This window comes from Streptomyces sp. NPDC056373 (assembly GCF_042262425.1).
Taxonomy (GTDB): domain Bacteria; phylum Actinomycetota; class Actinomycetes; order Streptomycetales; family Streptomycetaceae; genus Streptomyces.
In genome coordinates, this window is record NZ_JBHJPX010000015.1 from 124,385 (window position 1) to 145,678 (window position 21,294).

Here is a 21,294-nt window from a genome sequence, read left to right on the forward strand (position 1 = left end):
CCCGGAGGCCACTGGCTCAACCGGCTCTTTCTAGACTGGTCCATTGGTACTGCTGGAGCGGCTGATGGGCGGCCGCAGCAGAGCCAACGGACGACGAGGAGGCGCCATGCCCGTGGACGAGCTCGACACCCGTGTCCTGCGGCTGTTGCTGGAGCAGCCGCGCACCAGCGTGCGCGAGTACGCGCGGATCCTCGGCGTCGCCCGGGGCACGCTCCAGGCCCGGCTCGACCGGCTGGAGCGCGACGGCGTGATCACCGGCACGGCGCCGTCCCTCTCCCCCGCCGCGCTCGGGCATCCCGTGCTCGCGTTCGTCCACATCGAGGTGACCCAGGGCCATCTCGACGAGGTGGGGGACGCCCTGGCGGCGGTGCCGGAGATCGTGGAGGCGTTCTCGATCACGGGTGGCGGGGATCTGCTGGCCCGGGTGGTGGCCCGGGACAACGCACATCTGGAGGACGTCGTCCAGAAGCTGATCAGCATGCCCGGGGTGGTACGCACCCGTACCGAGGTCGCCCTGCGCGAGCGTGTGGCCCATCGGATGCTGCCGCTGGTGGAGTCGATCGGGCGGTCGGCCCGCGGATGATCTTTGAGAGCATGGCCGCATGAGCAAGCTCCGTGGAATGTCAGTCATCTTCGATCTCGACGGAACACTCGTGGACAGCGAGCCGAACTACTACGAGGCAGGCCGCCGGACGCTCGCCGAGTACGGCATCAGGGACTTCACCTGGGCGGACCACGAGCGGTACGTCGGCATCAGCACGCAGGAGACGGTCGCGGACTGGAAGGACCGCTACGGCCTGCCCGCCTCGGTCGACGACATGGTCGCCCTGAAGAACCGCCACTACCTGGAGCTGGCCCGCAGCGCCACGCGCGCCTACCCGGAGATGCGCGCGTTCGTCGAGCTGCTGGCGGCGGAGGGCGTACCCATGGCCGTGGCCTCGGGCTCGTCGCCGCAGGCCATCGCGGCGGTGCTGACCGGAACCGGACTGGACGCGCGCCTGCAGACCGTGGTCTCCGCCGACGAGGTCGCGCACGGCAAGCCCGCGCCGGACGTCTTCCTCGAGGCGGCCCGACGGCTGGGCGCCGCCCCGTCCGGCTGTGTCGTGCTGGAGGACGCCGCTCCGGGGGCCGCCGCCGCGCACGCGGCGGGCATGCGCTGCATCGCGATCCCGTACGTCCCGGCCCAGGCGAACGCACCCGAGTTCGCGACCGCGGGCCTGCTCCTGCGGGGCGGCCAGGAGCAGTTCACGGCGCGATCGGCCTACGACTGGCTCGCCGGCTCGGCCGACCTGTCCTGATCTGGCCTCTCCCGTCCCGTGCGGGGAGCGGGACCGGCGGGTTCTGCGAACTTTTTTGCGGCAGCGGTGATTGTTTCGCCCCCGGCGTCCGTACCTCTTGGTGTTGGGCCGTTCATATCCCAGGAGGCACGATGCGCATCTCGCGCAGCACGGCAGGAACCGCGTTCGTGGGCGGTGCGTTGATCCTTACGCTCACCGCGCTCGCCTACCCGAGCATGCTGGGCGTGCAGAACGCCGCTTCCGGCCAGGACCGCATCATCGCCAACACCCAGTGGGGTCCGCTGACCGAGGCGGACCGCGACTTCGTGGTGCGCGTGCGCGCAGCCGGACTCTGGGAGTACCCGCTCGGGCAGATGATCAAAGAGCGCAGCACGTCACCGGAGATGCAGGAAGTCTCCAAGCACCTGCTCGTCGGTCACGGCCGGCTCGACGCGGGCTGCCGCAAGATCTCCACGGACCTGGGCATCACCCTGCCGAACGAGCCGTCGCCCCAGCAGCAGCAGTTCGTGGCGACGGCCGAGGGCAGCACCGGCAAGGAGTTCGAGTCCACGGCCGTGACCATCATGCGCGTCGCACATGGCGGCATCTTCCCGACGATCGCCAAGATCCGGGCGACCACCCGGAACAGCCTCGTGCGGGAACTCGCCGACACGACCAACGACACCGTCCTGGACCACATCACGGTCCTGGAGAAGACCGGCCTGATCAACCAGGAGCAGGTCAGCTTCCAGATCACCGCGCCGCCCAAGCTGCCCGGGGACCAGACGACACCGCCGCCGCCGCAGCAGGGTGCGCCGGTCCGCGTGCTGCCGATCCCCGACGACCTGAAGGACTTCCAGACGGTCGCCCCCAACCCGTCCTACGGGGCGCCGGCGCCGTCTCCGTCGGCAGGCTGAGCAGACACGGCCATGCGTCCGGGGCTGCGGTCGGTCCGCCGCCCCGCACCGCGGACCACGGCCGGTCCGGGCCCACGGACGAGGGCGGGACCCGGTGTCACGAACGGCGGCGGGGCTTGCCGCGTCCGGTGCTCCTGGGCGCGCCGCTCCCGCCCTTCCCCGTCCGCTTCGCCCCCGCGGACTTCCCGGCCGCCGACTTGCCGGGCACCGGCTTCCGCCGGGCGTCTCCCCGGCCCGTGGCCGCGTCCTTGGACCGCTCTCGCGCCGGCGGCTGCTGACGGCCCCGTGTGCTGTTGACCGTGCGGCCGCGGACGATGCCGATGAAGTCCTCGACCTGGTCCGTCTTCGCGTCCTCGGGCCAGGAGAGGGCCACGCTCGACTCGGGGGCGTCCATGAGGGGCCGGTGGGTGAGGTCCTTGCGGTGGTGCAGCCGGGCGAGCGACAGCGGGACCACGAGGACGCCGATTCCCGCCGCGACCAGTTCGACGGCGTCGGCGGTGGTGACGGGCCGTTCGAGGGCGGGACGCCCGGGGAGGGTCTCCCAGTCGAGGACGTCGTCGAGCGGGTGCAGCACGATGTCGTCGGCCAGGTCCTCCGGCGCCACCTCGTCGACGGCCGTGACCAGGTGGTCCTTGGGCACGACGACGACGGTCTGCTCGGTGTAGAGGGGAATCGCGCTGAAGACCGTCCGGTCCACCGGTGTGCGGACGAGACCCGCGTCGGCGTCCCCGCCCAGCAGCCGCTCGGCCACCTCTCCGGCGGGCACCTGCGTGAGGGTCAGCGGGACATCGGGCTGCCGCTCGTTCCAGATGCGCACCCACTTGTCGGGCATCACCCCGGGGACGTAGGCGAGCCGGAACGAGGGGGTTTCATCCGAGCCTGTCACCTCGCCAGGTTACCGGGCGTGGTCAGGGGTCGTGCACACGCTCGATACCCTGGGAGCCATGACGTCGCACCAGAGCACCCAGACGATGAAGCCCGCGACAGCGGCGAAGAAGCTGGGTGTGTACCTCGAGGCCACACCCGCCGAGTTCCGGGACGGTGTCGTTTCGCGCGCCGAGCTGAACGAGCTCCAGGCGAACCCGCCGCAGTGGCTGCAGGACCTGCGGCGCAACGGCCCGCACCCCCGCCCGGTGGTGGCCGCCAAGCTCGGCGTCTCCATCGCCGGTCTCGCCCGCGCGGGCGTCACCGAGCCCCTCACCACCGAGCAGATCGAGGCGCTGAAGCAGGAAGGCCCCGAGTGGCTGGAGCGGGAGCGCACCACCCAGGCGGAGGTCCGCAAGGAAGCGGCCCGGATCAAGAAGAAGAACGCCGAGCACCAGGCCTGACCTCAGTACCCATCGTTTTCGGACGGCCCCCACCGGATGATCCGGTGGGGGCCGTCGCTGTTTCCTCGGTGTTCTCCGGCGCCGTGTGGCATCGGTGAAATCTTTCGGCCATGTCTTGACATGGTGCTGAAACGATCCGTAGCTTGGCCGATCATTTAGATTCGTGAAGCGGGTTCACGAATATGAACGGAGAACCACCCATGCGGGATCGCCGACGAAGTCTCCGCCTGGCTGCCACGCTCGCCGTTTCGGGGCTCGTGTTCGGAGCGGCCGGCTGCGGCTCCGGTTCCGGCAGTGCCCGGGCGGGCGACCCGAACACCCTGGAGGTCTGGACCCGGAGCGATCCGGACTCCGCCAAGACCTACGACCGGGTGTTCGCCGCCTTCACCAAGAAGACCGGCATCAAGGTCGACTACCAGCCGGTCGTGAACTTCGACCAGCAGCTGCAGAGCCGCGCGTCCGTCAAGGACCTGCCGGACGTCATGATCAACGACACGGCCCTGATGGGCAGTTACCAGTCCCAGGGCCTGCTCAAGCCCATCGATCCGGCCTCCGTCGCGGGCCACGACGAGATCACCGCCAAGTCCTGGTCGTCCACCGTGGGCCGCGACGGCAGGCACTACGGCATCCCGTACTCCCGCCAGGCCATGACGCTGTTCGTCCGCAAGGACTGGCGCGAGAAACTCGGCCTGCCGCAGCCCAAGACCTGGCAGGACACGCTCGCCCTCGCCAAGGCGTTCGCCACCCGTGATCCGGACGGGGACGGCAAGAACGACACCTACGGCATGGTCGTCCCGGGCAGCGCGCAGAACGGCTACGTCGCCTGGTGGGGCGCCAGCTACCTGTGGCAGGGCGGGGTGCAGATCCTGAAGAAGGAGGGCTCGGGCTTCCGGCCCGCCATGGCCTCGGCCGCCGCCGTGCGCACCGTCACCTGGATGAAGAAGAACCTCTTCTGCGGCGACAAGGGCGTCGTCCAGCCCAGCGCCCTGACCTCCGTCACCTCGAACACCACCAACTTCCAGGACGGCAACGCCGGGATGTACCTCACCGGCCCGTACAACATGTCGACGTTCGACGAGGCGCTCGGCAAGGGCACGTACGAGGTACTGCCCGCCCCCGCCGGCCCGGCCGGATCCACCGTGCTGGCCGAGGGCGAGAACATCTACTTCGGCGCCAGGACGGGCAAGGCGAAGCAGGAGCGGACCCTCGCCTCCTTCCTGGTCTCCCCCGAGGGTCAGAAACTCGCCATGACGGGCGCCAACCAGCCCGTGGTGCGCATCCCCGTCAACTCCACGCTCGACGCGGCGAAGGTGCACGACGACCCGCGCTGGAGCGTGGTGCAGAACGCGTACGAGGACCACTCCGAGCAGTTCCCCAACGCGCCCGCCTTCGCCCCCATCAAGCAGGACACCGCCGACGCGCTCAACGCGATCTTCACCTACTGCGGCAGCGACGTCCGCTCCGGCCTCAAGGAGCTCGACGACACCCTCGCCGGTGACCTCAAGGACCAGGAGCTGTTGAAATGACCGCTACCGCGACGACGCCCGGGCCTCGCAGAGCCCGGGTCATCGGCAGGAAGGCCGTACTGCCCTGGCTGTTCCTCGCCCCGGCTCTGCTGCTGGCCCTCGTCTTCAAGTTCCTGCCGATGGGCAAGGGCGTCTGGCTCAGCTTCTTCGACGTACGGCCCTTCCTCGGTGACAAGTGGGTCGGCCTCGACAACTACACACGGGTCCTGACCGACCACCGCTTCCAGGACGCCATCGGCCACACCCTTCTCCTCGGCGTCGGCATGTCCCTCGGCGGGATCGTCGTCGGCTGCGCGCTGGCGCTGCTGCTGGAGGGTCAGGCCCGCTCGCTGAAGATCATCCGCACCGCCGTGTTCCTGCCCGTCGTCACCGCCACCGCGGTGGTCGGCGAGATGTGGCGGCTGATGTACTACCCGACCTCCGACGGTCTCATCAACAGCGGTCTCGGGCTGTTCGGGCTGGGGCCCGTGCCCTACCTGGACAACCCCGGCACGGCGCTGTGGGCCACGATGGCCATGGGCATCTGGATGCTCGCCCCGTACAACATGGTGATCATCCTCGCCGGCCTCGCGGGCGTGGACCGCTCGCTGTACGAGGCCGCCGCGATGGACGGCGTCTCCCTGTGGCAGCGCCTGCGCCACATCACACTGCCCGCCATCCGGCCCGCCCTCGGCATCGTCCTCACCCTCGCCGCCATCCGCGGACTGCGCGTCTTCACCGAGGTGTACGTCCTCACCGGCGGCGGCCCGGCCGGCTCCACCGACGTGTGGATGACCCGCGCCTACACCCTCGGCTTCACCCGTAACGACATCGGCGGCGCCTCGGCCGCCTCCGTGGTCCTGCTCTGCGTGACGCTGCTGCTCACCGTCACGGTCAACTACCTCCGCAAGAGGGGAGACGCGAAATGAGCGCCCCTGCCATCGAACCCGTCCGGACCCCGGTGACCGCCTCCCCCACGCGGCAGTCCGGCGGCAACCGGCGCACCACGCCCGCCCGTTTCGACACCGCTCTCGGCTGGAACGACCGGCCGGGCCCCGCCTGGGCGCTGCGCGTCCTGCTCTGTCTGCTCGCCCTGGGCGTCTTCGCGGCACCGTTCCTGACGATCTTCTCCGGTTCCTTCAGCGAGAAGGCCAGCGGTTCGACGCTGTCGTTCCTCCCCCACCACCCGACCCTGCTGAACTTCGAGGTGGCGGGCGAGCGCGGCATCTGGGACTACTTCGGCAACTCGCTGGTCATAGCGGGCGGTGGGCTGCTGCTCCAGCTCGCCGTGTGCACGCTGGCCGCGTACGCGCTGGCCCGGCACAGGTTCCGCGGGCAGGCGCTGGTCCTGACCCTGTTCATGCTGACGATGATGCTCCCCGAAGAGGTCATCGCCATCCCGTTGTCGCTGGTCCTCGGGCACGTGCCCGTGCTCGGCATCGACCTCAAGGGCACCGTCTGGGGTGTGATCCTGCCGCTCGGCGCGTGGGGTTTCTCGGTGATGCTGCTGACCGAGTTCATGAAGGACATCCCCACCGAGATTGAGGAGGCCGCCCGCATCGACGGTGTGGGCGAGCTGCGGATGCTGTGGCAGGTCGTCCTGCCGCTGTGCAAGCCCGCCCTCGGAGTGGCCGGTGTGCTCGGCTTCATCATGATCTGGGACCAGTACCTGCTGCCCCTGATCGCCGCCAAGGACCCCACCGACTACACGGTCACCGTCGCCCTGTCCATCCTGCGCACCGACCCCCAGGTCGGCTCCGGTGTGGTGCTGGCCGGTGCGGTCGTCGCCCTGATCCCCAGCCTGATCGTCTATCTGCTCCTCCAGCGCTCGCTGGTCACCGGCATCGCCGCCGGGGCCACCAAGGGCTGACCACCCACCCCCCACGTTTGAGGGAGACATGAAGTTCCACGGAGTGCTGTTCTTCCCGGTCACGCCGTTCGCGGCGGACGGTTCACTGGACGAGGAACGGCTGGCCCAGCACATCGAGTCGGGTGTCGCCGCGGGCGCGGGAGGTGTGTTCGTCGCCTGCGGCACCGGAGAGTTCCACGCGCTGTCGGCCGAGGAGATCGAGCGGGCCACCCGGGTCGCCGTCGAGACCACGGCCGGACGGGTGCCGGTCCTCGCGGCGGCCGGCGGCCCCACCCCGGTCGCGCGCGACCAGGCCGCCCGCGTCGAACGCGCCGGTGCCGACGGCATCCTGCTGCTGCCGCCCTACCTCGTCAGTGCCCCGCAGCAGGGCCTGGTGCGCTACGTCGAGGAGGTCATCGCGGCCACGGACCTGCCCGTCGTCTTCTACCAGCGCGGCACCGCCCGGCTCACCGCGGAGACGGCCGCCGAGATCGCCGCCCTGCCCGGGGTGGTCGGACTCAAGGACGGCACCGGTGACATCGAGCGGATGCACCGCATCGTCCGCGCGGTGCGAGCCGTGCCCGGCACGGAGGACTTCCAGTTCTTCAACGGGCTGCCCACCGCCGAGATGACCGCGCCCGCCTACCAGGGCATCGGCGTGGAGCTGTACTCCTCGGCGGTGTTCGCCTTCGCCCCGGAGATCGCCCTGGCCTTCCACCGGGCCCTCGCCGAGGACGACGACGGCCTGGTCTCGCGGCTCCTCGACGAGTTCTACGGCCCGCTGGTCGCCCTGCGCGACGAGGTCCCCGGGTACGCCGTTTCGCTGGTCAAGGCCGGTGTGACCCTGCGCGGTCTGGATGTCGGCGGTGTACGGGCGCCCCTGCTCGACCCGACGCCGGAGCACCTCGCCCGGCTCGCGAAACTCCTCGACCACGGCCTGGAGGTGGCCGCCGCATGAGCGCCACGCGAATCCGCGAGCTGATCATCACCCCGATCGCCTTCGGCGACCCGCCGCTGCTCAACTCGAGCGGCGTGCACGAGCCGCTCGCCCTGCGGATCATCCTCCAACTGGTCCTGGAGGACGGCACGGTCGGGATCGGCGAGTCCCCGGGGGGTGCAGCCCGCCTGGAGCGGCTGCACGCCGCCGCGAAGGTCGTCGTCGGCATGGACGTGTTCGACGCGACCGCCGTGTCCGCCGCGATCGACGCGGCGCTGCAGCCGACCGTGCCGAGCTCCCACGAGCGCGGCTGGACCACCTCGGCGGTCGAGGTGGCCTGCCTGGACGCGCAGGGCAGGCTGCTCGGCCGTCCGGTCAGCGATCTGCTGGGCGGGAAGGTCCGTGACGCGGTGCCCTTCGCCGCCTACCTCTTCTACAAGTGGGCCGAGCACCCCGCGCTCGACGGCCGTGCGGCGATCGGCGACGACTGGGGCGAGGCCCTCGACCCGGCCGGCATCGTCGAGCAGGCCCGGCTGATGCAGGAGCGTTACGGGTTCCGGTCGTTCAAGCTCAAGGGCGGTGTCTTCCCGCCCGACGAGGAGATCGCCGCGATGCGCGCCCTGGCGGAGGCCTTCCCCGGGCAGCCGTTGCGGCTCGACCCGAACGTGGCCTGGACGGTGGAGACGTCGAAGTACGTCGCCCGTGAACTCGACGGTGTGCTGGAGTACTTGGAGGATCCGGCCCGGGGCATCCCCGGCATGGCGGAGGTGGCGAAGGACTCTCCCATGCCGCTCGCGACCAACATGTGCGTGATCGCCTGGGAGCATCTGAAGCCTGCCGTCGAGCAGGGCGCGATCCAGGTCCTGCTCACCGACCACCACTACTGGGGCGGGCTGCGTCGCACCCGTGAACTGGCCGCCGTGTGCGAGGCGTTCGGGCTCACCCTGTCGATGCACTCCAACTCGCACCTGGGCATCAGCCTCGCCGCGATGACCCATGTCGCCGCCGCCATCCCCAACCTCGACCACTCCTGCGACACGCACTACCCGTGGAACTCCGCGGACGACGTGATCGTCCCCGGGGTGCTGGAGCTGCGCGACGGTCAGATCGAGGTGCCCACCGGGCCGGGGCTGGGCGTCGAGCTCGACCACGACCAGCTGGAGCGACTGCACCGGCGGTACGTCGACTCGGGGAAGCACAGCCGGGACGACACCGGTTACATGCGGCGGTTCAGGCCGGAGTTCGAGTCGCAGCTCCCGCGCTGGTGACGGCCGTGCGTGGCCGGCTCGAAGTCGAAGCTCCCGCATGGGTGACGGCTGTGCGTGGCCGGCTCGAAGTCGAAGCTCCCGCATGGGTGACGGCTGTGCGTGGCCGGCTCGAAGGTGAACGCGTTTGCACAGAACGTGCCTTCGGCTGTCCTGGTTCGACCGGGACCGGCGCGCCCCAAACGCCACACCGCGCCACCCCTTCCGGCGCGTAGAAATATCTACGAGCATGGCTTCGGCCGGGCGGCACGCGGAACCCCGCGGGCCACCGGCCGTGTCCAGCGCGCGCCCGACCACGGCGCCACCGACTGTGCCTGGGGTGGCCATGCAGAGCGTCATGTGGAAGCAAGCCGTCGAGTGGCTCGCCGCGGCCGCCACGGACCCCAAGGAGTGCAAGCGGGAGTGGGACTACGGCGCGGGGACCATGCTCGTGGAGGCCGGGCGGTACTGGGACGTGCTCAGCGTCCCCGACCGGCTCGGCCTGCTCGCGCTGGACATCCTGTGGCGTGATCCGCTGAAGGTGCCGGGCCCCACTCTGGTCGACTGCGCCGCGCGCAGAGTGGGGTTCTTCCTGCCGCCCGATCCGGTCAGCGAGTGGATCGGCTTCGGTGTGCGGCACGTCGGCCGGGGCTCGTGGGTCGCAGTGCCGCCGCCGTACCGGCCCGCCGGCCGGCTGGAATGGCTCGTGCCGCCGGACGGAACCGGCACCCTGCACACCCCCGGCGCGCTCGAATCTGCCCTGCGGGAGGCCAGCGGCACCCTCGCGGTGCTGGCACCGGTCAGCGCGGAGCCGGTGGTGACGGACGGCTGGTGAGGCGGGCGCCGGACGACGGCCCGGCCGCCCCCGGGTGCCGGCCGGAGGCCGGGCGGGTGCCTGCGGGTGCGGCCGGGCGAGTGCCTGCGGGTGCGGCCGTACCCGGGTGCCGGCCTGCCGCAGGGTGGGGGGCGACAGCCGAGTGGGGGGTGGCAGCCGGACGTGTGCCGGCGACGACCGGGCCCAGGTGCCGGCCGGCGGTCCACGAGGGGACGGCGGTCCAGGTTTCACTGTCGGCCGGCGCGGCGAAGGAAACCCATTGGCCGTCGCGATGCTCCGGGACCGCGTGGCCCCGCGCCTCCCACTCGGCGACCAGAGCCGCATAGATCGGCGGATGTCCCGCGTACCCGCTGGTGAGTTCGGCGTAAGAGCCGGGCGCCGCATCGTTCCCCGGAAGGCGCCGCGCCGTCTCCGTGCTGTCCATGCCGGGGGAACGCGGCGCCGCGCACCGGTGGTACGCGGGCCGGAGACCGTCCGTCGGGTCGAGTGAACCCGTCACCCAAACGGCGGCACGTGAGCCCCGGACAAACTTCCGGTCCGGCGGTCGCCCGTTCAGAACTCGCCCCGGGTCCGGCGGAGTTCTCGACCGGGGCCGACGCGTCCGGTAACACTGACCTCACCCCGAGAAACCGGTACGACGGCAGGGAGAGGCCATGTCACAGCGCCCTGACCTCACGCAGCGCAGGGCCGTGCTGGAGCACGAGTGGTCCCGCTGGGTGCCGCGGCTGGGCGTGCCGGGCACGCGGCCCGGCGGCACCGCCGTACTGCGCCACGAGGTGAGCGAGTCCTGGGCGCGTTCCCTGGGCAGCGTCGACCCGGGCCGCGACAGCGCCCCCGTCACCGACGACGGCCGGGTGCACCAGCGCTGGACCTCGTCACCGTTGTACGGGCCGGTCTCCGCTCTGGCCGGGGAGCTGCACAGCATCGCCGAGGACGCCGGGTTCGTCTCGGCGGTCACCGACGAGTCCGGCACCATCCTGTGGACCTGCGGCGGCCCGGCCATGCGCCGCAAGGCCGAGCGGGTCAACTTCGCGCCGGGTGGCTGCTGGGAGGAGCAGGCCATGGGCACCAACGCGCTCTCCCTCGCCCTGCGCACGGGCCGCCCCAGCTCCGTGTTCTCGGCCGAGCATCTTGTGTCGGCTCTGCACGGCTGGGTCTGTTACTGCGCGCCCGTGCACGGCAGGGACGGCAGCGTCCTCGGAGTCCTGGACCTGTCCACGACCTGGGACCGGTCGCACCCGCTGGCCATGTCCACCGTGCGCACGCTGGTGTCGACGATCGAGGCCCGCCTGATCACGGAGGTCTCACGCCCGGCGCGGCTGCGGCTCAGGTGCCTGGGCACCGAGCGAGCCGTGCGCGACGGGCGGTCGCTTCCCCTGCGCCCCCGGCAGTTGGAGATCCTCACCCTCCTCGCGCTCGAACCCGACGGCTTCTCCCCACAACGGCTGCGCGCGGCCCTGTACGGCGACCGGCCGGTCACGTCGTCCACCTTCAAGGCGGAGATCTCCCACCTGCGCCGGGCGCTGGGCGGCGCGATATCCCCCCGTCACTACGCCCTCACCACCCCCGTGTCCTGCGACGCGGCCGACGTCCTGCGCGCGCTGGAGCAGGGCGACACGGACACCGCCCTGGGCCACTACGGCGGCCCGCTCCTGCCCCGCTCCGCGGCCCCCGGCATCGAGGAGTGGCGCACCCGTCTCGAAGTGGCGGTACGCGAGGCCGTCCTGGCGAGCACGCGGCCGGACCACGCGCTGCGCTACGGCGAACGGGCCCCGTACGACGTGGAGATACACGAGCACGCGCTGCGGCTGCTCGGGCCGGAAGACGGGCGCCGTGCCATCGCGGCGGGCCGGCTGACGACGGCCCTGCGCGACTGACGGCCTGCCCGGCCGGCGCCCTGTGCGACCGGTCTCCTGTGCGACCGGCTCCCCGTGCGTCTGACGTGGCGTCTTTGCACGCCAACCTTGCGCCAACCTCCCTGGAGCACAGTGAGGGACGTCGCGACCGTCCCGCACCGTCCTTCACCGAGGAGAGCCGCCATGGTGTACGCGCAGCCAGGAACCGAAGGCAGCATCGTGTCCTTCGCCCGCCGGTACGACAACTTCATCGACGGCGACTGGACAGCGCCGGTCGAGGGCCGCTACTTCGAGAATCCGACACCGGTGACCGGCAAGGTCTTCTGCGAGGTCGCGCGTTCCACCGCGGCCGATGTGGAGCTCGCCCTGGACGCCGCGCACCGGGCGGCCGACGGATGGGGCCGTACGTCCACGGCGGAACGCGCGAACGTCCTCAACAGGATCGCGGACCGCATCGAGGAGAACCTGGAGAAGATCGCGGTCGCCGAGACGTGGGAGAACGGCAAGCCGGTCCGCGAGACCCTGGCCGCCGACATCCCGCTGGCCGTGGACCACTTCCGCTACTTCGCCGGAGCCGTCCGCGCCCAGGAGGGCAGCATCGCGGAGATCGACGCCGACACCGTCGCGTACCACTTCCACGAGCCGCTGGGCGTGGTCGGTCAGATCATCCCGTGGAACTTCCCGATCCTCATGGCCACATGGAAGCTCGCGCCCGCGCTGGCAGCGGGCAACTGCGTGGTCATCAAACCGGCGGAGCAGACCCCGGTCAGCCTGCTCTACGTCATGGACCTCATCGCCGACCTGCTCCCGCCGGGCGTGGTCAACGTGGTCAACGGCTTCGGTGTGGAGGCGGGCAAGCCGCTGGCGTCCAGCCCCCGGGTGGCGAAGGTGGCGTTCACCGGCGAGACGACGACCGGCCGCCTGATCATGCAGTACGCGAGCGAGAACATCATTCCCGTCACCCTCGAACTGGGCGGCAAGAGCCCGAACATCTTCCTGCCCGACGTCATGGCCGCCGACGACGACTTCCTGGACAAGGCGGTCGAGGGCTTCGTGATGTTCGCCCTCAACCAGGGCGAGGTCTGCACCTGCCCGTCCCGCGCCCTGATCCCCTCCTCCATCTACGACGACTTCATGGCCCGCTGTGTCGAACGCACGGAGGCGATCGTCGGCGGCGATCCGCTGGACCCGGCCACGATGATCGGCGCGCAAGCGAGCAACGACCAGTTCGAGAAGATCCTCTCCTACCTGGACATCGGCAGGAAGGAGGGCGCGGACGTCGTCACGGGCGGCAGGCCCCGCACGGTGCCCGGCCTCGAGGGCGGCTACTACATCGAGCCGACCGTCTTCCGCGGCACCAACGACATGCGGATCTTCCAGGAGGAGATCTTCGGCCCGGTCGTCTCGGTCACGACGTACGACTCGGTCGACGAGGCGTTGAAGATCGCCAACGACACGCTGTACGGCCTCGGCGCGGGCGTCTGGACCCGCGACGGCAACACGGCCTACCGCCTGGGCCGCGAGATCAAGGCGGGCCGCGTCTGGACCAACTGCTACCACGCGTACCCGGCCCACGCTGCGTTCGGCGGTTACAAGAAGTCGGGCATCGGCCGCGAGACGCACAAGATGATGCTGGACCACTACCAGCAGACGAAGAACATCCTTTGTTCTTACAGCCCTAAGAAGCTCGGGTTCTTCTAGAGCTCGAAGTCGGGTTGCCTGGAGGCATCTTTGCGCTCCAGGCAACCGGAGACCGCCGTCCAGACAAGCTGGAACCCCCGCTGCCCGGCCGGCAGGAGACGGGCAGTCTTGCCGCAGAGAAGGGCGGTTGCCGTCCCGTTGCGCCGCCCACCGGTACGTCGCCGACATGCTCGCCGGCATGGACGTCCGTCACGACCTGAGCGACGACCACCGGCTCGTCGGCACCCTGTGCCCGGACATGAAGTTGGCGCCATAGCGGCCCGACCGGACGTCGTCACCGCGGTGACCCGGTCGGCGGACCTGCTGCGTGAGGGTCGTGGGCTCCTGCCGAGCCATGCCCACCGGGCAGGCACTCGCCGCCACCACGCTGGTGCGTGCGCCGGGCACATGGTTCGGCCCACCGCTCTGAGCACCGCATTAACACTCGCCTCAGGTTCGCTCAGTACGAAGTAGGCATCCAGACAAGCGATGCAACCCGTATGTAGGAGGCTAGTGATGGCAGTCGACGCAGCGCCGTCCGGGGAAGCGCCGGCCGGCCGGTTGGCAGGCCGGTGGGTGCCCTGGTTGGTGATCGGCTTGTGGCTGGTGCTGGCGGCGGGCATGGTGCCGCTGAGCGGAAAGCTGAGCTCGGTCACCACCGACAGCGCCGTGGACACCCTGCCGGCAGGTGCCGAGTCCACCAAGGTGGCGGTGCTGGACGACCGTCTCCCCGGCGGTGACAGCAACACGTTCGTCTTCGTCTACCACCGCGCCGGCGGCATGACCGACGCCGACCGCGCGACGGTCGAGCGCCACTACGACACCCTTGCCAAGCGGTACCCGCCGAAGACGACGGCGGCGGCCGACGAGGACGACGAGGGCTCACCGACGAGCCCCTCCACCGACCGCAAGGCGATGATGTTCACCCTCGAGGTGAGCACGGCCCACGGCGCACCGGAGGACATCGTCGGCCCGTTACGTGACGCCGCGAAGGACCGCCCCTTGGGCCTGGAACTCGACGTGACCGGCCCGGGCGCGATCGACGGCGACATGGACGCCGTCTTCGACGGCATCGACGTACAGGTCCTCCTCACCACCGTCGTCGTCGTCACGCTCCTGCTCATCCTCACCTACCGCAGCCCGGTGTTGTGGATCATCCCGCTGGTGGCCGTCGGCGCGGCCGCACTGACCTCGATGGGGACGGTCTACCTGCTGGTCAAGGGCTTCGGCATCGTGGTCAACGACCAGAACTCGGCGCTGCTGACGATCCTGGTGTTCGGCGTCGGCACGGACTACGCGCTGTTGCTCATCGCTCGATATCGGGAGGCACTGCACCACCATGAGAACGTCCGGGTCGCGATGGTCCACGCGCTACGCGGCGCGGCGCCGGCCATCGTCGCGTCCGCGGCCACCGTGGTCGCCGGCCTGCTCTGCCTGCTCGTCGCGGACCTGAACAGCACCAGCGGGTTGGGCCCGATCGGTGCGGCCGGCATCCTGTGCGCGCTGGTGGCCATGCTGACGCTGTTCCCGGCGGTGCTCGTGGTGCTCGGCAGGCGGATCTTCTGGCCGGCCGTCCCGCGGTTCAGCACGGCCGTGGAGGAGAAGCCGGGGCTGTGGGGACGGCTCGGCACCGCCATCAGCCGCCGCCGGTGGGTGGCGACGCTCGGCTCGCTCGGAGTCCTCGGCGTGCTCGCTCTGGGGCTGGCGGGCAACACCGGCGCCCTGCGGGAGCAGGACCAGTTCCTGTCCGCGCCGGAGTCGGTCACCGGTTTCACCGTTCTCCGCGAGCACTTCCCGGAGCTCGGCGGTCAGCCGATGACGGTCTTCACGCGGCCGGCGCACCAGGAGCGGGTGCTCGACGTAGTCAAGGACACTCGCGGGGTGGCCCTGGCCGTCCCGGAGCAGACCAGCGGTGGCTGGTCCAACATCTCCGTGTTCCCGAAGGACGCGCCGGACACCGCCGCGGAGTACGACACGGTCAAGCGGGTGCGCACCGCCGTGCACGCGGTGAGCGGGGCGGAGGCGATCGTCGGCGGGCCGAGTGCGGAGAACCTCGACACCGAGGTGACCACCCAGCGCGACGAGAAGCTGGTGATCCCGCTGGTGCTCGTCGTGGTCCTGATCGTCCTCGGGCTGCTGCTGCGCGCGATCCTGGCCCCGCTGGTCCTGATGGCCACCGTGATCGTCTCGTTCGCCGCGGCCTTCGGCGGCAGCGTGTTCGTCTTCGACACGATCCTCGGGTTCAAGGGGATCGACAATTCGGTGCCGCTGCTGGCATTCCTGTTCCTGGTGGCGCTCGGCGTCGACTACAACATCTTCCTGGCCAGCCGGGCCCGGGAGGAGACCGTGCGGATCGGCACCAGAGAAGGCATGCTCAAAGCCCTCTCGGCCACCGGTGGCGTCATCACCTCGGCAGGCCTGGTCCTGGCGGCCACGTTCGCGGTCCTCGTCACACTTCCGCTGGTGATGCTGGTCGAGGTCGGGTTCCTGGTCGCCTTCGGCGTGCTGCTCGACGCCCTGCTGGTGCGGTCGGTCCTGGTGCCCGCCCTCACCTTGCTGATCGGCCGCCGGATCTGGTGGCCGAGCCGGCTGTCCCGGCCGGCGGCGGAGCTGCCGGACGGTCGACAGCCGCTCGCCGACGACGAGGCGGAGCCCGCGCTGCAACGGTGAGCGCGGCGGCACGGACGAGATCCGGGACGGGCCCCAGGCCCGTCCCGGACTCTTTTCACGGGCCCGGCGGTCGCCGCCCTTCGGTCCTACGCCACACGCCGGGGCTGGGGTCGGCGCATCGCGGTGTCCTGCTCCGGCGGTGAGCCGCGCGGGGGCATGTCCGAGGGCCGCCGTCCCCTGTCCCGCACCGCGTCGCCGGGGCGGGTCAGCACGCCGCGGTGTCCTCCCCGGCGGTGAGCCGCTCGATCGGGGCGGGCGGGGCCGCGGCCGGAAGGTCGACCCGAAGCAGCGCGCCACCGCGTGCGGAGCGGGCGACGCCGGCCCGGCCGCCGTGGGCATCGACGACCCGCTGCACGATCGAGAGCCCCAGACCGGATCCCGGCAACGCCCGGGCGCTGTCGGCACGGTAGAACCGGTCGAACACCCGCGGTACGTCGGTGGCGTCGATGCCCGGCCCGGCGTCGTCGACCTCGAGCACCACCGACGCGCCCTCGGCACGGAGCCGGACCTGGACCGGCTGGTCCGCGGGGGACCACTTGCCGGCGTTGTCGATGAGGTTGAGCACCGCCCGCTCGAGTGCAGCAGGACGCCCGCTCACCCACAGGGAGGTCACGTCGAGCGCGACGTCGATGTCAGGCGCGCGGGACCGCGCCCGGGTCGCGGCGGCCCCCACCACGTCGGCGAAGTCGAGCACCTCGGTGCTCTCGTCGCTGACCTCACCACGCGCCAGGTCGGTCAGCTCGGCGGCGAGGGTGCTCAACTCGGCCACCTGCGCGCCGAGATCGTTGAGCAGCCGGGTCCGGCTCTCCGCCGGCAGTGCGCTGTCCAGGGTGCCGCGCCGATCGAGCCGGATCAGCAGCTCGACGTTGAGGCGCAGGCTGGTGAGCGGGGTCTTGAGCTCGTGGGCGGCGTCCTCGGCGAGCAGCCGCTGCGCCCGCCGGGAGTCCCGGAGCGCGGCGAGCATGTCGTTGATCGACCGGATCAGCCGCCGGATCTCCCCACCGCCCTCATCCGGGATGCCGGCGTCGAGATCCCGGGTGTGCGCGACACGTACCGCGGCGGCGGTCAGCCGGTCGATCGGTGCCAGCCCGGTCCGTGCCACGGTCCGCCCGACAAGGGCGCCGCCGACCACGCAGAGCAGCCCGATCAGCAGCATGCCGAACCCGAACCGATTGATCGGGCTGTCGTCGGCGGCCTGGGCCACCTGGACCGCGCCGTCGCCCGCCCGCAGCGTGTAGACGAGGTAGCCCTCCTCGTCGCTGTCGTTCGACTCCATCAGGTCGGCCGACGCGCCCTGCGCCACGCGCCCGGCGTTCTCGCTGACCGGGGGCAGCGCGGGTTGGCCGGCCGGCGTGCGGGTCGAGCCGTCGGGCAGGATGACCCGCACCAGCCGACCGGATCCGGGATACGGCGGTAGCTGGACCTTTGCCGGACCGGCGCGCTGCACGTTCGTCGCCAGGACGCGGGAGTCGGCGCGCAGCTGATTCTCGGCGGTGCCCCGCAGCTCCCAGTCCAGCAGCTCGCTGGCCACCTGGAAGGCCACGAACACGCTGACCGCGATGGCCGTCGCCGCGATCACCGTCAGCCTGGTCCGCAGGGACCGCCGGCGCCACCATCGGGTCAGCCGGCGCGGTTCCCGGCCGGCGGGCCCGCTCACGGACGAGTCTCCCGCAACGTGTATCCCAAGCCGCGCAGCGTGTAGATCAACCGCGGCTCACCTTCGGCCTCCATCTTGCGGCGCAGGTAACTCACGTATACCTGGAGGTTGTTGGCGGTGGAGCTCATGCCCCAGCCCCAGATCGCCTCGAACAGCGCGTCGCGGGTCACGACCCGGGTCGCGTTGCACATGAGGACCTGCAGGAGGGCGAACTCGGTCCGGGTCAGGCGCAGCGGCCGCCCACCCCGCCACGCTTCGAACCTGTCGGGATCGAGCCGGATGTCGGCGAACGACAGGATCTGCGACTCCTCGTCGGTCGGCGTGCGCCGGCGCAGCAGGGCACGCACCCGGGCCAGTAACTCCTCGGTGGCGAACGGCTTGGGCAGGTAGTCGTCGGCGCCCGCGTCCAGCCCCGTGACCCGGTCGGAGACCTGGTCACGTGCGGTCAGCATCAGCACCGGCAGATCCCGACCCGCGGCCCGCAACTGCCGGCAGGTCTCCAACCCGCCGAGGCGGGGCATCATCACGTCGAGGATCAGCAGATCCAGCGTGTCTCCGTCGGCCCCACCGACCCCGTCGAGCACGGCGAGACCGTTGGCAACGGTGCTGGTGTCGTAGCCCTCGACCTGCAGCACCCGCTCCAGCGACTCACGGATGGCCGCTTCATCATCCGCGATCATGATCCGCACGCCGGCCCGCCCCCTTCCAGTCGATGTTTTTGCCGCTCATTGTCCCCGGTCAACCTGAGGCCAGGATTAGAGCGTCGCTGGGGACCGCGCTCTTACGGATACCTGGGAAGAGCCACCGCCCCGCAATCGGCAATCAGTCAAGATCCGGACCAGTCCGGGCCGCGGCCCCGGCAACGTCCCCACGGCCTGCCATATCCTCAGGTCAGCGGGCTACTTGCGCTGTACCACCAGCAGACCAAGAACATCCTTCATTCTTACAGCCCTCAGAAGCTCGGCGTCTTCTAGAGCCTGAAGTCGGGTGTACCTGCAGGTGGCGCTGGGCCAGGCGGTGTCCGCCCGCCTGCCGGAACACTCGGACAGCCTGCCGTAGGCAGGAGGATCCCCACACCTCTCGCTCCAGGCGTCACCCACACCGTCGCGGAAGTCACCACTCCGTAGACGGCGACTTGCCGATGCCTTGACGATCCGTTCCAAATGCGTTCAATCAACTGCCCCTGCCTGCGCTGCGTGCGGTCCCTAAGTTTCCTGAGGGCTTTGGGAGACAGGGACTATGAACACATTCCTCGCAGTCCGGGCTCGTGGGATCACCAAGAGTTTCGGTGATGTCGTCGCCCTCGACGGCATCGATCTGGATGTGGCGCAGGGCCGGATCCACGGTCTGGCCGGGCCGAACGGGGCCGGTAAGACGACGTTGCTCGGTCTCCTGCTGGGTCTGGCGGCAGCCGACGACGGCAGCCTGGAGATTCTGGGGGTGCCGGTCGGGCGGGCGCTCGCCGCTCCCGGCGGTGTAGCCGGTTTCGTGGACGGGCCCGGTCTCTATCCCTCGCTGACCGCGCGCCAGAACCTCGCCGCGCTGGCGGCCCTGCGCGGTCGCAACGCGCGGACGACGGGGATCGACGACGTGCTCGAGCAGGTCGGGCTCATCGACGTCGCCGACGACCGGGCCCGTGGCTTCTCCCTCGGCATGCGTCAACGGCTGGGGCTCGCCGCGGCCTTGCTGACCAGGCCCCGGCTGCTGGTGCTCGACGAGCCCTCCAACGGTCTCGACCCGGCCGGGACGAAACACGTCCACGGTGTCCTCACCCGGCTCGCGGCGGAGGGAACCGCCGTCGTGCTGTCGAGCCACCGAATGGACGACCTCGAGGCCCTGTGCTCCGACGTCACCATCATCGCCACCGGCCGGGTCGTCTTCTCCGGCCCGCCCGGCAAGCTGGCCGCCGAGAACCGTGAGCTGGACTACCGGCTGCTCACCTCCGACCCGCGGGCCGCCCGTCAACTCGCCGTCGGCATAGAGGGAATCCGGGTCAAGGACGAAGCGGGGGCCCGGCACCACGCCGACGTGCTGGTCGTGCGGGCGCTGGTGCCCGCCCTCGACGAACTGGTGGTGCGGCTCGTGCGGGCGGGCGTCGCGGTGCGCGAGCTCGCCCCCGTGGTGTCACCGCTCGAGGCCGCGTTCCTCGCCCTCACCGAACAGCAGGAGGCCACCGTATGACCGCGACCATCGCCCCACCCCACGTCCAGGGGCCGCCCCGCGTATCGGTGGCGCGCGGATACCGCTTCGAATTGGTCAAGTTGGTCTCGCAGTGGCGGATCCGTCTGCTGGTTCTCGCCTGCTGGATCGCGCCGGGGCTGTTCGTGGCCGCGGTGAGCCGGCAGAGCACGCTCCCCTCCGACACCCTCTTCGGCCGCTGGATGCACACCACCGGGTGGGCCGGGCCGCTGGTGCTGCTCGGTTTCGCGGGCACCTGGGCGCTCCCGCTGCTGACCTCGGTCGTCGCCGGCGACGTGTTCGCCTCCGAGGACCGGCTCGGCACCTGGCGGCACCTGCTCGTGGCCGTCCGGTCACCGCGCCGGATCTTCGCGGCGAAGGCACTGGCCAGTCTCACCGTCCTGCTGCTGCTCGTGGCCGGGCTGGCCTGTTCCGGCGCGGCCGGCGGTGTGGTCGCGGTGGGCAGCCGGCCGCTGGTCGGCCTCGACGGCCACCTGCTGACGCCGTCGGACACGGCGGCGAAGGTCCTGCTCGCCTGGGTCTGCGTCCTCGCCCCGACCCTGGCCCTCGCCGGTATCGGACTGCTCGGGTCGGTCGTGCTCGGGCGCTCCCCGATGGGGCTGCTGCTGCCCGCGCTCGTCGCGCTCTCGATGCAGCTGGCCCAGATGATGCCGCTGCCGGTCGCGGTACGCCTCTCCCTGCCCAGCTTCGCCTTCATCTCCTGGAACGGCCTGTTCACCAGCCCGGCCCAGCTCGCCCCGCTGCTCATCGGCATCGTTGTCAGCCTGCTGTGGGCCGCGACCACGACGGCACTGGCGTATCTGCTCTTCCTGCGGCGCGACTTCACCAACCCGAGCGACGACGGCTCGGCGCGTCGCGCCGTCACCGCCGGGGCCCTGCCGCTCGTGGGGCTGGTCGCCGCGACCATCGCGGTCGTCACCGCGACGACCTCGGCCACGGGATCGGGGATCACGCAGGACAAGGTGCAGCGCTCGCTCGCCACGGCGTTCGCTCATCTCTACCGGATGCAGACCGAGCAGCTCCATCGCCCTGCCGTCACCGAAGCGCAGGTGCGGGCAACGGCGGCGTGCAGCAAGGGAGACGGCCAGGTCGCTCCCGAGGGCGCGGGCAACGACTGGCGTTGCGTCGTCACCTGGCACCTGCCCGGCGTCGCGACAGCGGGGCAGGCCGTCTACCAACTCGACGTCACCCCCGACGGGCGGTTCGTGGCCGATGGCGACGGACCGAAGGAGGTCAACGGCTACTTCCTGGTCCGGACCCCGACCGGGGATGCCCCGAACCCCCTGTGGCAGTTCGACGGCAACGCCGAACTGCTCGACACCACCTCGAAGGGATAATTC

19 protein-coding genes are annotated in these 21,294 nt (G+C 70.8%); 16 read left to right on the forward strand and 3 right to left on the reverse strand.

Translation table 11 applies throughout. The features are described from left to right. Positions 1-106: 106 nt before the first annotated feature. The 3 genes from ACFCXS_RS29545 to ACFCXS_RS29555 all read left to right on the forward strand — a co-directional run bounded on the left by ACFCXS_RS29545 (position 107) and on the right by ACFCXS_RS29555 (position 2,194). Positions 107-583, forward strand: a complete 477-nt coding sequence (locus tag ACFCXS_RS29545) for an Lrp/AsnC family transcriptional regulator (RefSeq protein ID WP_376646392.1) — start codon at positions 107-109, stop codon at positions 581-583. 19 nt (positions 584-602) lie between these two features. Further along, complete coding sequence (locus tag ACFCXS_RS29550) at positions 603-1,298, forward strand: HAD family hydrolase (RefSeq protein WP_376646393.1); 696 nt, start codon at positions 603-605, stop codon at positions 1,296-1,298. 131 nt (positions 1,299-1,429) lie between these two features. Next, on the forward strand, positions 1,430-2,194 hold the full coding sequence (locus ACFCXS_RS29555) for a DUF4142 domain-containing protein (protein ID WP_376646394.1): 765 nt from the start codon (positions 1,430-1,432) through the stop codon (positions 2,192-2,194). A 97-nt stretch (positions 2,195-2,291) separates the two neighbouring features. Here the strand turns inward: ACFCXS_RS29555 and ACFCXS_RS29560 are convergent, their stop codons facing one another. Beyond that, positions 2,292-3,080, reverse strand: coding sequence for a LysR family transcriptional regulator substrate-binding protein (locus tag ACFCXS_RS29560; protein ID WP_376646395.1), 789 nt, complete (start codon positions 3,078-3,080; stop codon positions 2,292-2,294). Positions 3,081-3,138: 58 nt separating this feature from the next. On the opposite strand from ACFCXS_RS29560, the gene ACFCXS_RS29565 reads away from it, so the two are divergent. The 11 genes from ACFCXS_RS29565 (at position 3,139) to ACFCXS_RS29615 (ending at position 16,098) form a co-directional block, all read left to right on the forward strand. Further along, a complete protein-coding gene (locus ACFCXS_RS29565) occupies positions 3,139-3,522 on the forward strand; it encodes a DUF5997 family protein (protein WP_376646396.1) in 384 nt (127 codons plus the stop codon). A gap of 200 nt (positions 3,523-3,722) precedes the next feature. Continuing rightward, positions 3,723-5,048, forward strand: a complete 1,326-nt coding sequence (locus ACFCXS_RS29570; RefSeq protein ID WP_376646397.1) for an ABC transporter substrate-binding protein — start codon at positions 3,723-3,725, stop codon at positions 5,046-5,048. Continuing rightward, complete coding sequence (locus tag ACFCXS_RS29575) at positions 5,045-5,956, forward strand: carbohydrate ABC transporter permease (protein ID WP_376646398.1); 912 nt, start codon at positions 5,045-5,047, stop codon at positions 5,954-5,956. Before ACFCXS_RS29570 ends, ACFCXS_RS29575 begins: the two co-directional genes overlap by 4 nt. Next, entirely contained in the window at positions 5,953-6,897 is a 945-nt protein-coding gene (locus ACFCXS_RS29580; protein WP_376646399.1) for a carbohydrate ABC transporter permease, read from the forward strand. Before ACFCXS_RS29575 ends, ACFCXS_RS29580 begins: the two co-directional genes overlap by 4 nt. A 28-nt stretch (positions 6,898-6,925) precedes the next feature. After that, positions 6,926-7,834, forward strand: a complete 909-nt coding sequence (locus ACFCXS_RS29585) for a 5-dehydro-4-deoxyglucarate dehydratase (protein ID WP_376646400.1) — start codon at positions 6,926-6,928, stop codon at positions 7,832-7,834. Beyond that, positions 7,831-9,081, forward strand: coding sequence for a glucarate dehydratase family protein (locus ACFCXS_RS29590; protein WP_376646401.1), 1,251 nt, complete (start codon positions 7,831-7,833; stop codon positions 9,079-9,081). Before ACFCXS_RS29585 ends, ACFCXS_RS29590 begins: the two co-directional genes overlap by 4 nt. A gap of 322 nt (positions 9,082-9,403) precedes the next feature. Further along, complete coding sequence (locus ACFCXS_RS29595; RefSeq protein WP_344462530.1) at positions 9,404-9,892, forward strand: hypothetical protein; 489 nt, start codon at positions 9,404-9,406, stop codon at positions 9,890-9,892. Positions 9,893-10,545: 653 nt separating this feature from the next. After that, positions 10,546-11,769, forward strand: a complete 1,224-nt coding sequence (locus tag ACFCXS_RS29600) for a transcriptional regulator (protein ID WP_376646402.1) — start codon at positions 10,546-10,548, stop codon at positions 11,767-11,769. Positions 11,770-11,931: 162 nt separating this feature from the next. After that, entirely contained in the window at positions 11,932-13,449 is a 1,518-nt protein-coding gene (adh, locus tag ACFCXS_RS29605; protein ID WP_376646403.1) for an aldehyde dehydrogenase, read from the forward strand. A gap of 127 nt (positions 13,450-13,576) precedes the next feature. Then, complete coding sequence (locus ACFCXS_RS29610; RefSeq protein WP_376646404.1) at positions 13,577-13,705, forward strand: hypothetical protein; 129 nt, start codon at positions 13,577-13,579, stop codon at positions 13,703-13,705. A 239-nt stretch (positions 13,706-13,944) separates the two neighbouring features. Continuing rightward, positions 13,945-16,098 carry an MMPL family transporter gene (locus ACFCXS_RS29615; RefSeq protein ID WP_376646405.1) on the forward strand — a complete coding sequence of 718 codons (2,154 nt, stop codon included), beginning with the start codon at positions 13,945-13,947 and terminating at the stop codon, positions 16,096-16,098. A gap of 205 nt (positions 16,099-16,303) precedes the next feature. Here the strand turns inward: ACFCXS_RS29615 and ACFCXS_RS29620 are convergent, their stop codons facing one another. Beyond that, positions 16,304-17,755 (reverse strand): ATP-binding protein, encoded by a 1,452-nt coding sequence (locus tag ACFCXS_RS29620; protein ID WP_376646406.1) that lies wholly within the window; start codon positions 17,753-17,755, stop codon positions 16,304-16,306. Beyond that, the gene (locus ACFCXS_RS29625) at positions 17,752-18,444 is read right to left on the reverse strand and encodes a response regulator transcription factor (protein WP_376646407.1); all 693 of its coding nucleotides are present in this window, start codon (positions 18,442-18,444) and stop codon (positions 17,752-17,754) included. Before ACFCXS_RS29625 ends, ACFCXS_RS29620 begins: the two co-directional genes overlap by 4 nt. A 550-nt stretch (positions 18,445-18,994) precedes the next feature. On the opposite strand from ACFCXS_RS29625, the gene ACFCXS_RS29630 reads away from it, so the two are divergent. Both ACFCXS_RS29630 and ACFCXS_RS29635 read left to right on the forward strand, forming a co-directional pair. Beyond that, positions 18,995-19,936 carry an ABC transporter ATP-binding protein gene (locus ACFCXS_RS29630; protein ID WP_376646408.1) on the forward strand — a complete coding sequence of 314 codons (942 nt, stop codon included), beginning with the start codon at positions 18,995-18,997 and terminating at the stop codon, positions 19,934-19,936. After that, on the forward strand, positions 19,933-21,291 hold the full coding sequence (locus ACFCXS_RS29635) for an ABC transporter permease (protein ID WP_376646409.1): 1,359 nt from the start codon (positions 19,933-19,935) through the stop codon (positions 21,289-21,291). The genes ACFCXS_RS29630 and ACFCXS_RS29635 overlap by 4 nt, the downstream gene beginning before the upstream one ends. Positions 21,292-21,294: the final 3 nt, after the last annotated feature.

Excerpts from the sequence above, each read along its gene's own strand:
- ACFCXS_RS29545 (WP_376646392.1), top strand. The coding sequence starts at position 107 with ATGCCCGTGGACGAGCTCGACACCCGTGTCCTGCGGCTGTTGCTGGAG.
- ACFCXS_RS29550 (WP_376646393.1), top strand. The coding sequence starts at position 603 with ATGAGCAAGCTCCGTGGAATGTCAGTCATCTTCGATCTCGACGGAACA.
- ACFCXS_RS29555 (WP_376646394.1), top strand. The coding sequence starts at position 1,430 with ATGCGCATCTCGCGCAGCACGGCAGGAACCGCGTTCGTGGGCGGTGCG.
- ACFCXS_RS29565 (WP_376646396.1), top strand. The coding sequence starts at position 3,139 with ATGACGTCGCACCAGAGCACCCAGACGATGAAGCCCGCGACAGCGGCG.
- ACFCXS_RS29570 (WP_376646397.1), top strand. The coding sequence starts at position 3,723 with ATGCGGGATCGCCGACGAAGTCTCCGCCTGGCTGCCACGCTCGCCGTT.
- ACFCXS_RS29575 (WP_376646398.1), top strand. The coding sequence starts at position 5,045 with ATGACCGCTACCGCGACGACGCCCGGGCCTCGCAGAGCCCGGGTCATC.
- ACFCXS_RS29580 (WP_376646399.1), top strand. The coding sequence starts at position 5,953 with ATGAGCGCCCCTGCCATCGAACCCGTCCGGACCCCGGTGACCGCCTCC.
- ACFCXS_RS29585 (WP_376646400.1), top strand. The coding sequence starts at position 6,926 with ATGAAGTTCCACGGAGTGCTGTTCTTCCCGGTCACGCCGTTCGCGGCG.
- ACFCXS_RS29590 (WP_376646401.1), top strand. The coding sequence starts at position 7,831 with ATGAGCGCCACGCGAATCCGCGAGCTGATCATCACCCCGATCGCCTTC.
- ACFCXS_RS29595 (WP_344462530.1), top strand. The coding sequence starts at position 9,404 with ATGCAGAGCGTCATGTGGAAGCAAGCCGTCGAGTGGCTCGCCGCGGCC.
- ACFCXS_RS29600 (WP_376646402.1), top strand. The coding sequence starts at position 10,546 with ATGTCACAGCGCCCTGACCTCACGCAGCGCAGGGCCGTGCTGGAGCAC.
- adh (WP_376646403.1), top strand. The coding sequence starts at position 11,932 with ATGGTGTACGCGCAGCCAGGAACCGAAGGCAGCATCGTGTCCTTCGCC.
- ACFCXS_RS29615 (WP_376646405.1), top strand. The coding sequence starts at position 13,945 with ATGGCAGTCGACGCAGCGCCGTCCGGGGAAGCGCCGGCCGGCCGGTTG.
- ACFCXS_RS29630 (WP_376646408.1), top strand. The coding sequence starts at position 18,995 with ATGAACACATTCCTCGCAGTCCGGGCTCGTGGGATCACCAAGAGTTTC.
- ACFCXS_RS29635 (WP_376646409.1), top strand. The coding sequence starts at position 19,933 with ATGACCGCGACCATCGCCCCACCCCACGTCCAGGGGCCGCCCCGCGTA.